At 61.3% G+C, this 15,503-nt stretch carries 15 protein-coding genes and 2 pseudogenes; 14 read left to right on the forward strand and 3 right to left on the reverse strand.

The features are described 5' to 3' along the window. Positions 1-123: ATP-binding protein (locus ABMA59_RS32980; RefSeq protein WP_349007100.1), on the forward strand; the 123-nt coding region annotated here is incomplete at its 5' end. Between the two features lie 577 nt (positions 124-700). Here ABMA59_RS32980 and ABMA59_RS32985 read toward each other — a convergent pair. From ABMA59_RS32985 to ABMA59_RS32995, 3 genes are read right to left on the reverse strand one after another with little or no spacing between them, the layout of a single operon-like run. After that, on the reverse strand, positions 701-1,396 hold the full coding sequence (locus ABMA59_RS32985) for a thermonuclease family protein (RefSeq protein WP_349009607.1): 696 nt from the start codon (positions 1,394-1,396) through the stop codon (positions 701-703). Beyond that, a complete protein-coding gene (locus tag ABMA59_RS32990; RefSeq protein ID WP_349009608.1) occupies positions 1,393-1,929 on the reverse strand; it encodes a thermonuclease family protein in 537 nt (178 codons plus the stop codon). Before ABMA59_RS32990 ends, ABMA59_RS32985 begins: the two co-directional genes overlap by 4 nt. After that, positions 1,926-2,528 (reverse strand): hypothetical protein, encoded by a 603-nt coding sequence (locus ABMA59_RS32995; protein ID WP_349009609.1) that lies wholly within the window; start codon positions 2,526-2,528, stop codon positions 1,926-1,928. Before ABMA59_RS32995 ends, ABMA59_RS32990 begins: the two co-directional genes overlap by 4 nt. Positions 2,529-2,884: 356 nt before the next feature. Between ABMA59_RS32995 and ABMA59_RS33000 the strand changes: the two genes are divergently transcribed. From ABMA59_RS33000 to ABMA59_RS33060, 13 genes and pseudogenes are all read left to right on the forward strand, one after another. After that, positions 2,885-3,556, forward strand: coding sequence for a lytic transglycosylase domain-containing protein (locus ABMA59_RS33000; RefSeq protein ID WP_349009610.1), 672 nt, complete (start codon positions 2,885-2,887; stop codon positions 3,554-3,556). Between the two features lie 12 nt (positions 3,557-3,568). Beyond that, entirely contained in the window at positions 3,569-3,904 is a 336-nt protein-coding gene (locus ABMA59_RS33005; protein ID WP_349009611.1) for a TrbC/VirB2 family type IV secretion system protein, read from the forward strand. 3 nt (positions 3,905-3,907) lie between these two features. Further along, positions 3,908-4,207, forward strand: coding sequence for a VirB3 family type IV secretion system protein (locus tag ABMA59_RS33010; RefSeq protein WP_349009612.1), 300 nt, complete (start codon positions 3,908-3,910; stop codon positions 4,205-4,207). A 2-nt stretch (positions 4,208-4,209) separates the two neighbouring features. Further along, the gene (locus ABMA59_RS33015; protein ID WP_349009650.1) at positions 4,210-6,624 is read left to right on the forward strand and encodes a VirB4 family type IV secretion/conjugal transfer ATPase; all 2,415 of its coding nucleotides are present in this window, start codon (positions 4,210-4,212) and stop codon (positions 6,622-6,624) included. Continuing rightward, positions 6,621-7,678 (forward strand): annotated as a pseudogene (locus ABMA59_RS33020) (lytic transglycosylase domain-containing protein). The gene ABMA59_RS33015 and the pseudogene ABMA59_RS33020 overlap by 4 nt, the downstream one beginning before the upstream one ends. 11 nt (positions 7,679-7,689) lie before the next feature. Continuing rightward, complete coding sequence (locus ABMA59_RS33025; RefSeq protein WP_349009613.1) at positions 7,690-8,388, forward strand: type IV secretion system protein; 699 nt, start codon at positions 7,690-7,692, stop codon at positions 8,386-8,388. Next, positions 8,385-8,609, forward strand: a complete 225-nt coding sequence (locus tag ABMA59_RS33030; RefSeq protein WP_349009614.1) for a hypothetical protein — start codon at positions 8,385-8,387, stop codon at positions 8,607-8,609. The genes ABMA59_RS33025 and ABMA59_RS33030 overlap by 4 nt, the downstream gene beginning before the upstream one ends. Positions 8,610-8,618: 9 nt before the next feature. Further along, entirely contained in the window at positions 8,619-9,629 is a 1,011-nt protein-coding gene (locus tag ABMA59_RS33035; protein ID WP_349009615.1) for a TrbL/VirB6 family protein, read from the forward strand. 45 nt (positions 9,630-9,674) lie between these two features. Next, positions 9,675-10,370 carry a VirB8 family type IV secretion system protein gene (locus tag ABMA59_RS33040; RefSeq protein WP_349009616.1) on the forward strand — a complete coding sequence of 232 codons (696 nt, stop codon included), beginning with the start codon at positions 9,675-9,677 and terminating at the stop codon, positions 10,368-10,370. Beyond that, entirely contained in the window at positions 10,367-11,176 is an 810-nt protein-coding gene (locus ABMA59_RS33045; RefSeq protein ID WP_349009617.1) for a TrbG/VirB9 family P-type conjugative transfer protein, read from the forward strand. Before ABMA59_RS33040 ends, ABMA59_RS33045 begins: the two co-directional genes overlap by 4 nt. Continuing rightward, entirely contained in the window at positions 11,176-12,393 is a 1,218-nt protein-coding gene (gene virB10 / locus ABMA59_RS33050; protein ID WP_349009618.1) for a type IV secretion system protein VirB10, read from the forward strand. The genes ABMA59_RS33045 and virB10 overlap by 1 nt, the downstream gene beginning before the upstream one ends. Next, positions 12,374-13,405 (forward strand): annotated as a pseudogene (gene virB11, locus ABMA59_RS33055) (P-type DNA transfer ATPase VirB11). The gene virB10 and the pseudogene virB11 overlap by 20 nt, the downstream one beginning before the upstream one ends. Then, on the forward strand, positions 13,402-15,441 hold the full coding sequence (locus ABMA59_RS33060; RefSeq protein WP_349009619.1) for a type IV secretory system conjugative DNA transfer family protein: 2,040 nt from the start codon (positions 13,402-13,404) through the stop codon (positions 15,439-15,441). The pseudogene virB11 and the gene ABMA59_RS33060 overlap by 4 nt, the downstream one beginning before the upstream one ends. Positions 15,442-15,503 lie beyond the last annotated feature (62 nt).

The following is a 15,503-nucleotide window of genomic DNA, read 5'->3' on the forward strand; positions in this document are numbered from 1 at the left end:
GATCGCCTAACTCACCATTGCCATATCCTGGAGACCGGAAACGACAGCTTCCGCTTCAGGAACAGTTCGGCAAAACCCGTCAAACCCGCGAAGGAGAAAACCAAAAACTTGACCCCGACCTGACCCAGACCCATCATCCACCCGGGTCAGTTCTCAGTGGAAACCCCGGGTCAGTTCTTCGCGGAAATCAACACCAATACTGAACCAATGCCGTTCAATTTTCCATCCTTGCTTTGACATATCGAAGTAATAAGGGCATTCACGCAATGGCCGAACGATAGACATGGTTCGACGACATTCTCTCCCCCGGCCGCGGTGTCCCGTCCCACACGTATGAAGGAACATAATGCATAAATTTGGCACGTTGCGGCGGCCGTGATCGGTGTCGCTGGGCCCAATGCTCCATCCGGCAGGACAATCCTCATAGGCCTCGTAGCCCGGTCCGCCGGTCCCAGCCTCGGGGCAGGTGGGCCACGAAAACCCCCAGCCCTTCATCGCCGAGATCAAGCGATACATCGGGGGGTGACATGCTGGCACGCCTCGCCATGCCGGGTTCGAGGACGACGCGCACAAAAGCACCTCGGATCCCCACTCACTCGCCTCAACATCGTACGTGAACAACATCCACGTCGCCGCGGAGACCATTGCCGCAGTCGCGGCCAGCCCGACTCGATTCATAGGACGTCTCCTTCGGTCAGCCTTATCTGTCTGTTCGCTTCGGGCGCCCGCGCGCATCCTCGAACGGCGGTGAGATCTCGCTCTCGCGTTCGGCGAGTAGGTTGAAATCAGCGACAGGCCTCCTGGTCAGCGTTCGGTCCACCGCCTTGCGTCGCCATTCAGGCATGTCGAGCACATAGGTGGCCCACATCCCGTGCCGGGCAGAGATGGCATAATTCTGCCAGGTCAGATATTCGGCCGGCGCCGGTGAGTTCACTCGCGCCCAACCGACGCGCAGCATTCCCAGCGCCAAATCGCGACCGCGCACCGAGCAATGGCCTAAGAGCGCACCATCGGCATCATAAGACCGAACGATACAGGTCACTTGCGCGCTGCCAACCGTGCGCTTTAACCACGCTTTTGCCAGCGGCCCGCACGGCACTGGCTTGGGGATTTCGATCCCGCCGTGGCGACGAGGATCGTAGGACCATTGCGGCAGTTCACAGGCGTCGATCGAGGCCAGCCGCACCTTGTGACGGCCCGTCGGGAACCAAAGCGTTTGGCCATCGATGACAGATGTCCGGCCGGAGATTTTTGTTCTCGGGCTCGAGTCTGGAACCGATCCTGCCGCGACCGAGGACGATCCCTGATCGCGCAGGATGTCCGCCGCATGGACCGGATAGGGCAGGGCGGTCAGCAGCAAAGCCGCGACGATCGACCTGACGGCAACCGTAGTCATGGCGAGGTCCCTCCATCGTCTGCACGCTGACCGAGCAGGAGCGCCGGATGCTGGACATCGTCGAATTGCCACAGCCCGACCTTCTTTTCCCGCGCGGCCTGCTCCACCACAGCGTAGGGGATGTGATGGGGCAGGCCGCGTCCGTCGAGGGAGGCGAAGGCAAAGCCCGAGGAGATCATCAGATTAGCGAGATCGAGCCGGTCGGCGCCGATCGTGGCATAGCAGGACACAAAGACCGTTCCGGCCGATTGCCCGACCTGCGCACAAACGGGATGCGTATCTGCGATGTAGGCGGCAAAAACCGCCAGGGATGCCTCCCCGCAGTCACGACGAGCGCCCGACCTATCGGTGTAAACTGTACCACGCAGGCAGGCCTGCACGCCGAAGAGACGGAAGTGTCTGCCGCCGTCCTGCCAGCTGTCTCCGCTTTCGAGCGTCACGCCTGGTTTCAATTCGAAGTAGCCCTCCGGCAGCGCGGCCGTTGCCGGCGTCAAGCCGATAGTCAGCGACACGAAGAGGGCAGGGGACTTCATTCGGCCGCAACCCTTGGATCAGCCCACATCCCGTAGCCGCGGCGACCGATGTCCTCGGCCTCCTTCAGATCGGCTCGTGTCGGTGTCCCGTCCGATCGCTTCGTAACGCGGTGAGTGCCGAGCGAGACAAGCTGCTCCTCGAACATGTCGATCGAGTCGAGGCTGCCTGGGTAGTTGTAGTAACCGTAGCAGGTTGCGTCCTGCGCCTTCGCCCCAGTCTCGCTGACAAACGCGCGGCAGTAGATCACACGGGGCGACTGGAGCAGCGTTGCAAGTCCCTGGCGAGCGTAGTCGTCACAGGACCCCGCAAAACCCTCCTTGCGGTTGACCATCTCACCCTTGCACGGCTCGATCCCGTAAAGGTGTACCGTCAGATTCGCGTCGACGCGGAAGTCAGTAGTCGAGACCGCCTTGAATCCGGAAGCTGATACATAGCCTTTGCGCTCCGACACTTTCCCCTGGCCGTCGTAATATTCCATGACGAGGACGGTCTTCCCGGGCGCCGCGAGCGAACGGACATAGGCTTCGTCCACCGGCCCGGCCGCATAGGCCGGCAAGCATGCGCTAATCGCTGCCACGCAACCGACCGCTCGCTTCATTTGCCGTCGCCTCCAGGTTGTCACTTTGGTCGACATTGAACTGCGTCCCTCCTTTTTGCAAGAAAAATAACAATCAAATTGACATTGTTTTTTCTGTCGCCTAATCATTCCAACATCTGCTGTCACAAGGCTTTGGATGCGGACCCATGTCGACACAAGCAAAATCATCATCGATAGCGCCGCTTCTTGTCGTGACAATCCTCACGAGCATGTGCGTTGTCCCGGGCCGGCCAGCATCGGCGTCCGAACTGGCTGCACCCACACTTCTCCAGCACCAAGAGGCCTGGAAAAATCGGCAAGGGGAGGATGATTTCCCGTCCTCGGCCGACACGGTTGCCGAAGCCCGTTGGGCGCGGATGCCGGACGACTATGTGCTGGGGGAGAGTGGTCAGATCGCTCCCCAAAGCCAGGCGCCCAAGCCGATCGGCGTGCCGGTATCCGAGGCGGTCGGGCTTGGATCTGACGACAATCATTTTGATAGTGGCGTTCAGTCCGGGATGCCGGAGTGCGGGCCGTCGCCGGCAACGCCTGCTGAGATCACCAGCCTCGTCATCGAAGCGGCGCAGCGGCACGATGTCGACGCTGAATTCGCCGTCGCGGTCGTGACCGCCGAAAGCAGGCTCGACCGGCTGCGCAATTCGCCCAAGGGCGCGCGCGGACCGATGCAGCTTATGCCGGCGACGGCCGAGCGATTCGGTGTGACCGATATCTGCGATCCAGAAGAGAACATCAATGGCGGGGTCCGCTACCTCCGCGAGCTGACCGACGAGTTCCGCAATCCGCTTCTCGTCGCGGCCGCCTACAACGCCGGCGAGGGACGCGTGCGCCAGCATGGCGGCATTCCGCCGTTCAGGGAAACTCTTCGGTACGTCGCCGAAATCCTCAACATCCAGCTGGGTCTTGAGGGTAACGGCGCGGCAGCCGAACCGCATAGCGGAGCCGACAATCCGCGGCCGCCTTCGCATGGAGCGGGAGTCATCACGTCGCGCAAACGCCGCCAATGGGTCGGCGGGGTCATGCATTTTTAGCCGGAGGTCACCATGAACAACGTTTGCCATTCGCCCGCAGCTCGATCGGTGAGTCTGCCGATTGCCTTCGGCACCACATTCGCCATTTGTCTGGCGCTTGCTGAGCCGGCCCTTGCGCAGTCCTCAGGTGCTTTCGCACCGCTGGAAACCGCGGTCCAGATAATCGTCGATTTTATCACCGGCCCTTTTGGTCGACTGCTGGCGATCATCGCGGTGATTGCACTCGGCTTCCTCGCTTTCGCCGGACGCCTCTCCTGGTTCACCGCCGGCGCGGTCGTGCTGGGCATCGGCCTCGTCTTTGGCGCGCCGGCGATCGTCGACGAGATGATCGCGGCCGTAGGGAACTGAGCTATGCTCGAGTTCACCGACGAAAAGCCCCATCTGACCCCGCTCGTGATCGGCCTCACCCGACCACCCATGATGTGGGGCATCCCGCTCAACGCCTTCTACATCATCGTCGGTTTCACGCTGATCGCCTTCCTGGTCAGCACAAGCTTCTGGTCGGCGCTGATCGCGCCGCTGATCTATCTCGCTCTCTTTGCCTTCTGCAGCCGCGATATCCGGATCCTCGATCTTGCTCAGGTTGTCGGCCGTCGCACACCGCGCACGCCGAACCGGTTGTTCTGGCGCACCAACTCGTACGGGCCATGACCATGTTGAACGTCGTCGTCGAAGAGCTTGGATTTGGACGTGAGTGCCGACGCGAGCGGCCGACGTCGACTCACATTCCGTATCTTCGCCATGTCGCCGACACCGTCATCGGGCTCGAAAGCGGTGCGATCCTGTCGGTGATCAAGGTGGACGGTTTGTTCTTCCAGACCGAGGATCAGGCCGAGCTCAATATGCGTGCGGCCGTCCAGAACACACTGATCCGAGGGCTCGGTTCGAGCCGCTATTCGCTCTGGTCGACTGTGATCCGCAAGCAGGTCAAGCCCTCGATCGGCGGAGCCTTCTCTGATCCGTTCTGCGATCTTTTGAACACACGCTACATGGCGTCACTGCGCGACAAGCGCATGTTCACCAACGAACTTTACCTCACGATCGTCCGTTCCGGAATGCGTGGCGCGCTTGGCGCCGCTGAAGGATTTTCGCGGCTACTCGATCGCTCCTCCGGCAGTGAAGTTCTTGAGCAGCGCCTGCAGGAACGCGTCAACGCACTCGAAGAGATCGTGGGCAACGTCACGCGTGAACTGCAAAAGTACGGCGCGCGTCCGCTTGGCGTCGTTTACCGCGACGGCGAACCATATTCGGAACCCTGCGCCTTCATCAACACGCTGCTCACCTGCGGAGTCGCGCGCGAGATGCGCCTGCCCCGCATGGGCATCCGCAGCTATGTCGGGACGTCGCGTCTGCATTTCTCCAAGCGCACGTTGCAGGCGCAGGGTCCGACCGAGGCGGAGAACCGCTTCGGCGCGATGCTGTCGATCAAGGAATATCCGCCATTCTCCGGGCCTGGGATGCTCGACGGTCTCCTGCAGATGAATCACGAGTTCATCTGCACCCAGTCATTCACGCTTGCCGACAAGCCGATCGCCCAGGAGCGCATTTCCCGGCTGCAGCGCCAGATCCACGCCTCTGATGAATCAGGCAGCACCGTCGAGACCGATATCGATTTCGCGCTGAACAGTCTGCTCAACCAAGAAGCCGTCTTCGGCTATCACCATTTCAGCCTGTTGTGCCTTTCGCGCGACCTCGCTGGCCTCGACAAGGCAGTCGCCGAACTCGGCTCCTGTCTCACCGACATGAACATCAACTGGCTGCGCGAGGACCTCAACATGGAAGCCTCGTTCTGGGCACAGCTGCCGGGCAATCACGCCTACATCGCACGCTCCTGCATGCTGTCCAGCGCGAACTTTTCCGGCTTCTCGTCGCTGCACAATTTCGCGACCGGTTCGGTGAACGGCAACCACTGGGGGCTGCCGATTTCGATCCTCGAAACGACGTCGCAGACACCCTACTGGTTCAATTTCCATCAGCGCGACATCGGCCATTTTTTGGTTACCGGTCCGACCGGGTCGGGCAAGACCGTTGCACTGACCTTCCTGCTTGCGCAAGCCTTCCGGATCTCGCCGGAACCCCGCGCCGTTTTCTTCGACAAGGACCGCGGCGCCGAGATTTTCATACGCGCCGTTGGCGGGGACTATGAGGTGCTCCAGCCGGGCGTGGCGACCGGATTCAATCCGCTGCAGCTCGAGAACAACGCGACCAATCGCGAGTTCCTGCATCGCCTCCTCAAGGCCATGCTCGACCCGGCCGACGGCCACGGGTTCAGCCAGGAAGAAGAGGACACGCTGGAGCGGGCGATCGGCCGCATCTGCCAGGAGCCGGTCGCACAGCGCACGCTTGCCAATCTTTCCGGCCTGTTGATGGGCCGCGCGCGTTCCGACGCCAACGAACTCCAGTCACGTCTGCGTCCTTGGTTCGAGGGCGAGAAAGCCTGGCTCTTCAACGCGCCCCAGGACGTTTTGTCTTTCTCGGGCAGGCGCATTTTCGCTTTCGACATGACTCATACCCTCGACAATCAGGATGTTCGGACGCCGGCGCTGATGTACCTCTACCATCGGCTGGACGAGCTGCTTACCGGCGAGCCGGTTCTCATCTTCATGGATGAGGGCTGGAAGCTTCTCCAGGATTCGGTCTTCTCCAACTACATCGTCGACAAGATGAAAACGATCCGCAAGCTCAACGGGATCGTGGGGTTCGGCACACAGTCGGCCGCCGACATTGCCCGTTCGCCGCAATCGCACACGCTGATCGAGCAGTCCGCGACCAATCTGCATTTCCCCAACCCGCGCGCGGATGAGGAAAGCTACATCCGGCGCTTTGGTCTTACCGCCAAGGAATATGCCTTCATTCGCAATACTCCACCCGAGCGACGCACGTTCCTGATCAAGCACGGCAACGACTCCGTCATTGCCAGGCTCGACCTCGCCTCCATGCCGGACCTCGTGCGCGTGATGTCCGGTCGCAAGGAGACGATCGAGCAATGCGCGATACTTCGCGCACAGCTCGGCGACGATCCGAAAAAATGGCTGCCTGCTTTCTGTGGCTGGGAGGTTCCAGCATGATCCGGCGTCTTTCCCTCCTTCTGGTCTTTACGACATCGCCTGCTTTTGCCGATATCCCGACAATCGACAACAGGGTGCTCGACGAGCGCCAGGAGCGTGACCAGAAGACAGGTGAGATCGAGAAGGTCGACGAGGAGCGCAACGTCAGCAATCAGAGCGTCACCTGCTCCATGTACCGGCCGGGCCGAAAGGACGATCCGGTCGCAGCGGCGAATGCCGACCCGGCGATCGCCGGCCTGGTTCGTCGGATCGCGCGCGAGGAAGGTGTCGATGAGAACCAGTTCCTGGCGCTCGTCTACCAGGAGAGCCGCTTCAACCCATGCGCCAAATCTCCAGCGGGGGCGATCGGCCTTGCGCGCCGGGCACCGCGGGCGACCTCGGCGTCGATCCCTACAACATCGAGCAAAACCTTCGCGGCGGCGCGCGCTACTACAAGCAGCAGCTTCGAAAGTACAACGGCAACGTCTCGCTGGCGCTTGCCGCCTACAATGCCGGCGCGGGCAACGTGAACAAATATGGCGGCATCCCGCCGTTCAAGGAGACGCAGGGCTATGTCGCCAACATAACCCAAAAATGGCTGCCGGCCTTCGGCGGTTCCGACAAGTCCGGCATTCCGCTCAACTATGGCGGTGGCGGCGCCTATGCGGGCGCCCGGACCAGCACCATGAACGCCATGGGCCTGACCGCGGCGATCGGGGAGGGGTCCGGCGATGTCTCGTCTTGGCTGACGCAACTGGGCAGTATGGGTTCCGACACGATCCAGGACAGCTGGGATCACAATTCGGGTGCCCGCAACGCCAACATCGAGCTCATCAACCGGCTGATCCTGCTCGGAACGGCGTTCACCGATCTTACAAATTCCAGCAATGTCATGACGCTCGGAAACCTGTCCGGCACGAACCAATCAACCCGCTACGAGACGGGCAACGATGACGACGATCGGCCCGTGGCCGGCTTCTGCGACGAGCGTGAAGGCTTCGTCTGGGATGCCGGCGCGAAGGCATGTGTCCAGCGCATCGACCGCCAAGCGGACCTGCTTCTCGAGACGCAATGATGGAGATCGACATGAAACGCTCATTGGCAATCCTGACTTTGATCGGCGCCGGCATGACGCCAGCGGCAGCCGATATCCCGGTCATCGACAAGACGAACTACGCGGTGGCTCGGGATACGGCCGAAAAGACCGGCAAGATTCTCGATACGAACAAGGAGATCCTCACGACGGTCGAGGACACGCTGAAAGCCGTCACGGGTGACCGCGGCGGCGACGCCGGCCCGCTCAAGGATATCGCGATCGGCAACGGTTTTAGCGTCTCCTCCATGCCGTCCTTCGACAGCATCCTGAAGAGCGGGTTCGCTGATTTTGGCTCTCTCGATCCCAAGGTGGTGGAAGCGGCGACGCTGTTCATCGATGGCTTGCAGCTCGTGCGCTCCCTCTCCGGCAAGGATAACAGCTCGCTGGCCAGCGACAAATCCTATGAGGAGCTCATGAAAACCGTGATGGGCGTCTCGGCTCTGATCACTGGTTCACAAGCTGCCGTCGAAACGCGCCGCTCCGCGCTGGAAACCGCCGGCGGCGACATCGGCAAGGCCGAGGACATCAAGGGCTCGATCGACCAGAACACGCAGCTTCAGGTCCAGACCGGACTGACGCTGAACGAGATGATCGGTGTGCTGAATGCCGGCGTTCAGTCGCTGCACGCCGAGAACCAGCGCAAACTGGCCGACATGTCGAACACCAAAAAGGCGCTGCGGTACGAATGAGAGGGCGGCAGTGCATCTCGAACGCTCTGGTGTTCGCATTGGCCGTTATCGCCAGCGGGTGCGGCACACCGCGCGAGAAGACGGCGCCCTGCAAACGACCGGCCAATCTGTCGAGCTATGCCAGCACGGGGGACGAGTGCGGGCCGATGATCTCCGTCAATGTGGACAGGGCGGCGGCATTGGCGGCTATCCAGGACTTTGTGTCCACCGAAGAGGAGTAGGTCAGGGCAGTGGATGACTTCATTGGGGAACTGCTGGATCGAATCGACGCTTCGGGACAGAACTTCTCCCAAAGTGCCTATGAGGTTCTTGGACAGGACCTGGTGCCCCTGCTTCGCATGCTCTTCATTCTCGCCGTCCTCTTCTACGGCGTGCAGCTCCTTCTGGGAGCATCACGTCTTAGTGTCGCCGAGGTCGTGGGCAGGCAGGCGCGTGTTCTGATTATTTTCCTTTTGGTTTCCTCTTGGTCGAACTTCAACGATCTTGTCTATGACTGGCTGACCACGGTGCCGGAGGCGGCCGGCCGCGCCATCCTGGCGGCATCGGGCACCGGCGTGACCGAACCCACCAATGGGCTGTCGCAAATCTGGAAAACCGCTAACGTCGCCGCTGCGGCATTTTCGGAGCAGGCGGGATATCTCTCCGTTCTGCCAGCTTTGATCGGCATGACCATCATGGTTTTTGCCGGGTTGTTCGTCGCCATCGCGCTGGGCATTCTCGTGCTGGCCAAGGTCGTGCTGTGGGTGCTGCTGGGCACCGCTCCGATCTTTATTGGCTGCTTCTTTTTCGATGCGACCCGTAGCTATGGCATGGGATGGCTGAACCAGTCGTTGCTCTATGCGATCATTCCGCTGTTCGTCTACGTGATCGCCGCATTCCTGATCGCGGCGATGGAGCCGGAACTGACGACGATCGATAGCATTTCCGGCAATCGCGAGCTGAAGCTCAGCGACTTCGCTGCTTTCATCATGTTGTGCATCGCCGGCGCGTTCGTGCTCTTCCAGGTCCAATCCTTGGCGCAAGGCATCGTTGGGGCGTTTGCAACTGCGATCGGTCACGAGTCGCGTCGGCATGCTTATCGCGGCGTCTATCTCGGCCGCGAAGCGATTGGGCAATCGGCACGCCAGACGCAGGCGGCGGTCCATCGCGTCCAGGCCCAACTTCACGCACCACGGCAGGACGGCGCCGGTGCGTCCATGCAGCGCGCGATCACGTCAAACGGAACGCCGAGGCAACCCTGATCGGCGAGACAATGCACGATCTGACACGACAGGAACAGGGCAGGGATGGCCGAAAAATCCGAATCCGCGCTGCGGTCCTATTTCCAGCAAGGCGATATCTGGGAGCAAGAGATCATCAAGCGAGCGAAGCGCTCGGCCCGCGTTGCCTGGTTCTTCTCGATCGTCTTTGCCGGGATCGCCCTGCTCAGCCTGCTTGCCGTGGTGCTGATGCTACCGCTGAAGAGCTTCGAGCCCTATCTCGTCACCGTCGACCAGACCACGGGCTACATCGAGGTGAAGTCTGGGCTGACACGGCCGGCCAATCTCACCGAGCAGCAGGCGATCACTCAGGCCAATGTCGTGCGCTACCTCCGTGCCCGCGAAGGCTACGATCCCTACGCCATCACCGAGAATTTTGGTATCGCGGCGCTTCTTTCCGCGGACGAGGCGGCACGCGAACTGCAGACACTCTACAGCGCGGCCAATGCGCAAAACCCCACAAAAGTCTATGGCCGGCTCAAGCGGGTCCTCGTCGACATCAAATCGGTGACGTTCCCGAACGCCAGCACGGCGATCGTCAGGTTCTCCACCAAGGAACGCAGCGATGCGGAATCGATCGTCCGTCACTGGATCTCCGTCGTGCGCTTCCGCTACACCGACACCCCGGTCCGCAACGAATGGCGCTTCGAGAACCCTCTCGGCTTCCAGGTCTATTCCTATCGCCGCGATCAGGAGACGGTTACGCCCGGAGATACGCAATGAGGGGCCGCTCCTGGGCCGTGATGCTCATGCTGTGCGGTTCTTTCTGGCCGGCATTTGCCGCGCAGACCCCGAAGGGCGGTTCTCTCGATGCGCGGGTGACGAGCGTCACCTATCAGGAAAACAACGTCGTCCAAGTCTTCGCGACCTATGGCATCTCAACGATGATTATCTTCGACGAGGACGAGAAGTTCGAAACGATCTCGCTCGGCGACACGGAAAGCTGGCAGGTCGTCCCGGCCGAGAAGGGCAACATCCTCTTCGTCAAGCCGATCACCAAGGACGTCGTGACGAACATGAACGTCGTCACCGACAAGCGCATCTACTATCTCGAGCTCCACGATTTTGCGCCCGAAGCCGGCCGCAAGGTATTCGGAATCCGCTTCCACTATCCGGAGAAGAACCTCAACGCCGCCTTGCGGCAGGAGGCCGAACAGCGAGCTGCCTGGCCGAACATCTCCGGCATCGACAAAGCCAACGTCAACATCGACTATTCGTTCTCTGGAGACGCCCGGCTGAAGCCGCTGATGGTCTTCGATGACGGCAACAAGACCTTCTTCAAGTTCGACCGCCGCGTCCCGGCGATCTTCGCGGTCAACTCGGATTTCTCCGAAACGCTTCGGAACTTCCGCAGGGAAGGGGAGTACATCGTCGTCGATGGGACGGCGACCCAGTTCACGCTGCGCGACGGCCACCAGTGGATCTGCATCTTTAATCTCAGGAAGCCGGATTTCGCAGCACCCGACGCCGCAATCCTCGGTCCGGTCGAAGATGACAAGGCCAAACGCCGGCGTCGGAGCGGAAACTGATGAAGCGCTCCCCTGAACTCGAGGCCCTTGGTCAGAGCGACGACCCCATCATTGCCGACAATGCCGTTCGTCGGAAGCAACTGGTCGGCGGCGCGGTTCTCGTCCTTCTGGGCCTGGTCGCCGGCTATATCGTTCTTGCCGGTCGGCAACCGCCGGTTCGCGACATGCTCGACGGCGACGAGGAGTTCACGACGACGACGTTCCGTCCTCCATCTTTCGTGCGGGAGGGCGAGCCGAAGCCGGAACCGCCGGCACCGGAGATTGTCCAAATCCCGCCGCCACCGCCGCCACCGCCTCCTGCCGAAGAGCCCGATACGACCGAGTTCGACGTTCCACCACCGCCTGTTCCCGGCGCATCACCGCCTCCGGAAGCTGTCCAAGCGCCGGCCGACGAATTTCCCGAGCGATACCGCTCGAAACTGGTTGTGGTCGACAATGCGTCCACCGGCGAGCAAAACAACTTGACCGGAAACCAAGGGGAGGGGCTGACCGTTGCCGGTGAGGATCGCAGCAGCAAGTTTCTGGCCGCGGCAGCCAGCATTGGGGACCGAAGCGCCAAGGCAAAAAAGATCGAACGCATCGATGCGATTGTTCCTGAGGGAACGCTGATCCCCGGCATCCTCGAGACGGCCATCGTCAGCGATCTGCCGGGCCAGGTGAGGGCAATCGTTTCGCAGGACGTCTACTCCTTCGACGGCCGGCGCATTCTGATTCCAGCCGGCACGCGCCTTATCGGCGAGTATCAGTCTGAGATCACCCGCGGCCAGACGCGGATCTTCGTGGTCTGGACCCGAATGCTGCGTGACGACGGCGTGTCGGTCCGTCTCAACTCGATTGGCGCCGACAGCCTGGGCCGTGCCGGTCTGTCCGGGCGCGTCGACAAGAAGTTCCGCGAGCGCTTTGGGGCGGCCATTCTTCTGTCGATCGTCGGCGCCGGCGCCAGCTACCTGACCGGTTATGGCAGCGAGGCCGCCGCCGGAGACAGCGATGACGCGCAGGACGCGGAGGAGCTCGCCCGTGAGACGCTCGCGCAGACATTCTCCGACATGGCCAACCAGGCATTGGGAGATTCCCTGCGAATTCCGCCAACGATCAGCGTCAGTCAGGGCGAGCGCATTTTCGTCTTCGTTCGCCACGACCTCGATTTTTCCCCCATGTACGAGGATCCTGTCACCGAGGCACTGAGGGAGATCCGTCGTGAACGCGGTCTCAACTGAGCTTGCCTCCGACAATCGGCACTATTTCCTCTATCGGGCGCTCGCTCCTCTGAAGGCGTTCCTCAACGCTCGCGATGTCGTCGAAATCTCGGTCAACCGACCGGGTCAGGTCTATGTCGAGCGTCTCGGCACCCCCCATATGGAACTTCACGAGGTCCCGCTTCTCACGACGGCCGAGATCGTCAATATCGGCGAACGCGTCGCGGCGAGTACAAACCAGTTCGTCAGCCCGGCAAATCCTATCCTCAGTGCCGCACTGCCCACCGGCGAGCGCATTCAGGTCGTCTTGCCACCTGCGGCACCCGATGGCGGCACGCTATCGATCCGCAAGCAGGTCATCAGCAACTTCACCCTGGACGACTATCGTGACCAGGGATCGCTCGATCAGGTGACGGTTGCCGTCGGGGGCTTAAGCGAGACCGATGAAGCCTTGATCGAACAGCTGTCAGCCAAGGACATCTACGGTTTTATTCGAACGGCCATCGTCAATCGCGTGTCCATCCTCATCAGCGGCGGCACGTCGAGCGGCAAGACGACGTTCCTCAATGCCTGCCTCAAATCGGTCGACCCGCATGAGCGGATCATCACGTTGGAGGATACGAGGGAGCTCTTCCCGCCGCAGAGCAACGCGGTGCATCTGCTTGCCTCCCGCGGCGACCAGGGAACCGCCAGCGTGACGATCCAGTCCCTGCTGGAGGCATCGCTACGCATGCGGCCCGACCGGCTTTTTGTCGGGGAGGTCAGGGGATCGGAGGCATTTGCGTTCCTGCGGGCCATCAATACCGGTCACCCAGGCTCAATGTCGACGGTCCACGCCGACACGCCGCTGGGCGCCTATGAGCAGCTTGCCATGATGGTCATGTAGTCGGGTCTGTCGGCCGCCTACCCAAAGGCGGATCTGATCTCCTACATCCAGAGCGTCATCCCGATCGTGATCCAGTTGCGCAGGGAAGGGGGGCGACGCGGCGTCTCCGAAATCTTCTTCGCGCGCGGCCGCACGGATGCGCCATGACCGGGTCGCTGCGCGCCTTCTATCTCGGCTTTTGCCTGACCGTCGCCTTTGCCGTCTGGCTGTTGGCCTATGGTCTGGGTTTGCAGTTGCTATATGGCGATGGTCGGATCCTGCAGGCGACGATCACGACGAATCCGTTTGCACCATTCCAGCAGCTTCTCACCTATGGTGACAGCGGCGTCCTCCGCGTTGTGGCGCTTGGCGCTTTGGTGCCAGCGGCTGTTGTCGCGGGGATCGTCGCGTATGCAGGCCTTCGGCCGAATGCGAGCCCGCTCGGAGACGCCCGATTCCAGACGACAATGACACTCCGACGAGCCGGTTGGTTCAGGAGGAAGGGGAAAATCCTCGGCCGGTTTGGGCGCCAGCTCCTTCGCGTCGACGACGATCGGCACCACCTGATCATCGGGCCTACACGCTCGGGGAAGGGGGCCTGCTACGTCGTCCCGAACGCACTTTCGCATGAAGGCTCGATGATCGTCACCGATTTGAAGGGCGAGGTCTTCCGCAGCACGGCCGGCTATCGCAAGTCGAAAGGCAACCAAGTTTTCCTGTTCGCGCCGGGATCGGAAAGGACGCACCGTTACAACCCGCTCGACTTCATCCGGCCGGATCGCGGCGACCGTACCACGGACATCCAGAACATGGCCGCGATCCTCGTCCCGGAAGTTACCGAATCCGAGAATTCGATCTGGCAGGCCACCGCCCAGCAGGTCATCGCCGGCGCAATCAGCTACATCAACGAAAGCGTCTACTATGAAGGACATCGCACACTCGGCGAGGTCACGTCATTCTTCAACAATGGCGCAAACCTCCAGGCGATGATGACGCTGATCAAGGAGCGAGAACCCTACCTGTCTCGCTTCACGATGGAGAGCTTCAACGCTTACGTCGCTCTATCCGAGCGCGCCGCCGCTTCTGCGCTCCTCGATATCCAGAAAGCCCTTCGGCCATTCCGCAACGAGCGCGTCATGGCAGCGACATCGGTGACCGACATGGACCTGCGCGCTTTGAAGCGCCGTCCAATCTCGATCTATCTGGCTCCCAACGTCACCGACATCACGCTGCTACGGCCGCTGCTCGCATTGTTCGTGCAGCAGGCTCTCGACGTGCTGATGCTCGAGCATGCGGAGCGTTCGATCCCGGTCTACTTCCTGCTCGACGAGTTCCGCCAGTTGAAGAAGATGAGCGAGATTACGACCAAACTGCCTTACGTCGCCGGCTACAACGTCAAGATGGCCTTCGTCATCCAGGACCTGAAGAACCTGGACGAGATCTATGGCGAGACATCCCGGCACTCGCTGATGGGTAATTGCGGCTACCAACTGGTCTTCGGCGCCAACGACCAAGTAACGGCGGAGGCCGTGTCAAAGGGCTTGGGCAAGCGCACCGTGCGCTACAAGACCGAATCCCGCACGATCGAGCTGATGGGTCTTCACCGCCGCACCAAGGTGGAGCAACTGCGGGAGCGCGACCTCATGATGCCACAGGAAGTGCGGCAGATGCCGGGAGACAAGATGGTCATCCTGGCCGAGGGGCAGGCGCCGATTTTCGCCGACAAGCTGCGATTCTTCCGGACAGCGCCGTTCCGGGAGATGGAGAGTTTCTCACAGGCCCATGTGCCGGACGTGCCGGCAACCGAGTTCCTGCCACAGCGGCCGGTTCCGGCGACGACCGTGGCGTATGCTGGTGTAGATGCCGGGACCGCCGACGTTGAAAGCAAAAGGGGCGAACCGGAGAAAGGGATAAAGCCTGTCGGCAAAAATGCATCTGCTGCCTCGGGCGCCGCAGTCAGCGGTCGTGACAGGCAATCCTCAATGCCTGCCGTCAAGAGGAGTTTGACAAGGACGGGCCGTTCGGGCCGCGATGCGCCTCACGGGCTCGACATGGACTTCGCAAGGGCTGCCCTGCGCTTGAAGACGCTTACGACGACCGCGGCCAAATCTGGAAGCCAGTGCGGCAGGTCGAACAGCTGGGCGCGCATATTCGATGAGACCATTCCTGACGAAATGGAGATTGCCGAGGCGGGTGTCGGTTGACAGTCCTGTGCCTGCCCATTGAAAAGCTGACGTAGCCAATATATATTCCGATGCGTCGGAAG

The sequence above is a fragment of the Mesorhizobium yinganensis genome (assembly GCF_040081985.1).
GTDB lineage: Bacteria > Pseudomonadota > Alphaproteobacteria > Rhizobiales > Rhizobiaceae > Kumtagia > Kumtagia yinganensis.

What these genes read in the sequence shown, in the direction of transcription:
- ABMA59_RS32985 (WP_349009607.1), bottom strand. Translation starts at nt 1,396, where the DNA reads ATGACTACGGTTGCCGTCAGGTCGATCGTCGCGGCTTTGCTGCTGACC.
- ABMA59_RS32990 (WP_349009608.1), bottom strand. Translation starts at nt 1,929, where the DNA reads ATGAAGTCCCCTGCCCTCTTCGTGTCGCTGACTATCGGCTTGACGCCG.
- ABMA59_RS32995 (WP_349009609.1), bottom strand. Translation starts at nt 2,528, where the DNA reads ATGAAGCGAGCGGTCGGTTGCGTGGCAGCGATTAGCGCATGCTTGCCG.
- ABMA59_RS33000 (WP_349009610.1), top strand. Translation starts at nt 2,885, where the DNA reads ATGCCGGACGACTATGTGCTGGGGGAGAGTGGTCAGATCGCTCCCCAA.
- ABMA59_RS33005 (WP_349009611.1), top strand. Translation starts at nt 3,569, where the DNA reads ATGAACAACGTTTGCCATTCGCCCGCAGCTCGATCGGTGAGTCTGCCG.
- ABMA59_RS33010 (WP_349009612.1), top strand. Translation starts at nt 3,908, where the DNA reads ATGCTCGAGTTCACCGACGAAAAGCCCCATCTGACCCCGCTCGTGATC.
- ABMA59_RS33015 (WP_349009650.1), top strand. Translation starts at nt 4,210, where the DNA reads ATGTTGAACGTCGTCGTCGAAGAGCTTGGATTTGGACGTGAGTGCCGA.
- ABMA59_RS33025 (WP_349009613.1), top strand. Translation starts at nt 7,690, where the DNA reads ATGAAACGCTCATTGGCAATCCTGACTTTGATCGGCGCCGGCATGACG.
- ABMA59_RS33030 (WP_349009614.1), top strand. Translation starts at nt 8,385, where the DNA reads ATGAGAGGGCGGCAGTGCATCTCGAACGCTCTGGTGTTCGCATTGGCC.
- ABMA59_RS33040 (WP_349009616.1), top strand. Translation starts at nt 9,675, where the DNA reads ATGGCCGAAAAATCCGAATCCGCGCTGCGGTCCTATTTCCAGCAAGGC.
- ABMA59_RS33045 (WP_349009617.1), top strand. Translation starts at nt 10,367, where the DNA reads ATGAGGGGCCGCTCCTGGGCCGTGATGCTCATGCTGTGCGGTTCTTTC.
- virB10 (WP_349009618.1), top strand. Translation starts at nt 11,176, where the DNA reads ATGAAGCGCTCCCCTGAACTCGAGGCCCTTGGTCAGAGCGACGACCCC.
- ABMA59_RS33060 (WP_349009619.1), top strand. Translation starts at nt 13,402, where the DNA reads ATGACCGGGTCGCTGCGCGCCTTCTATCTCGGCTTTTGCCTGACCGTC.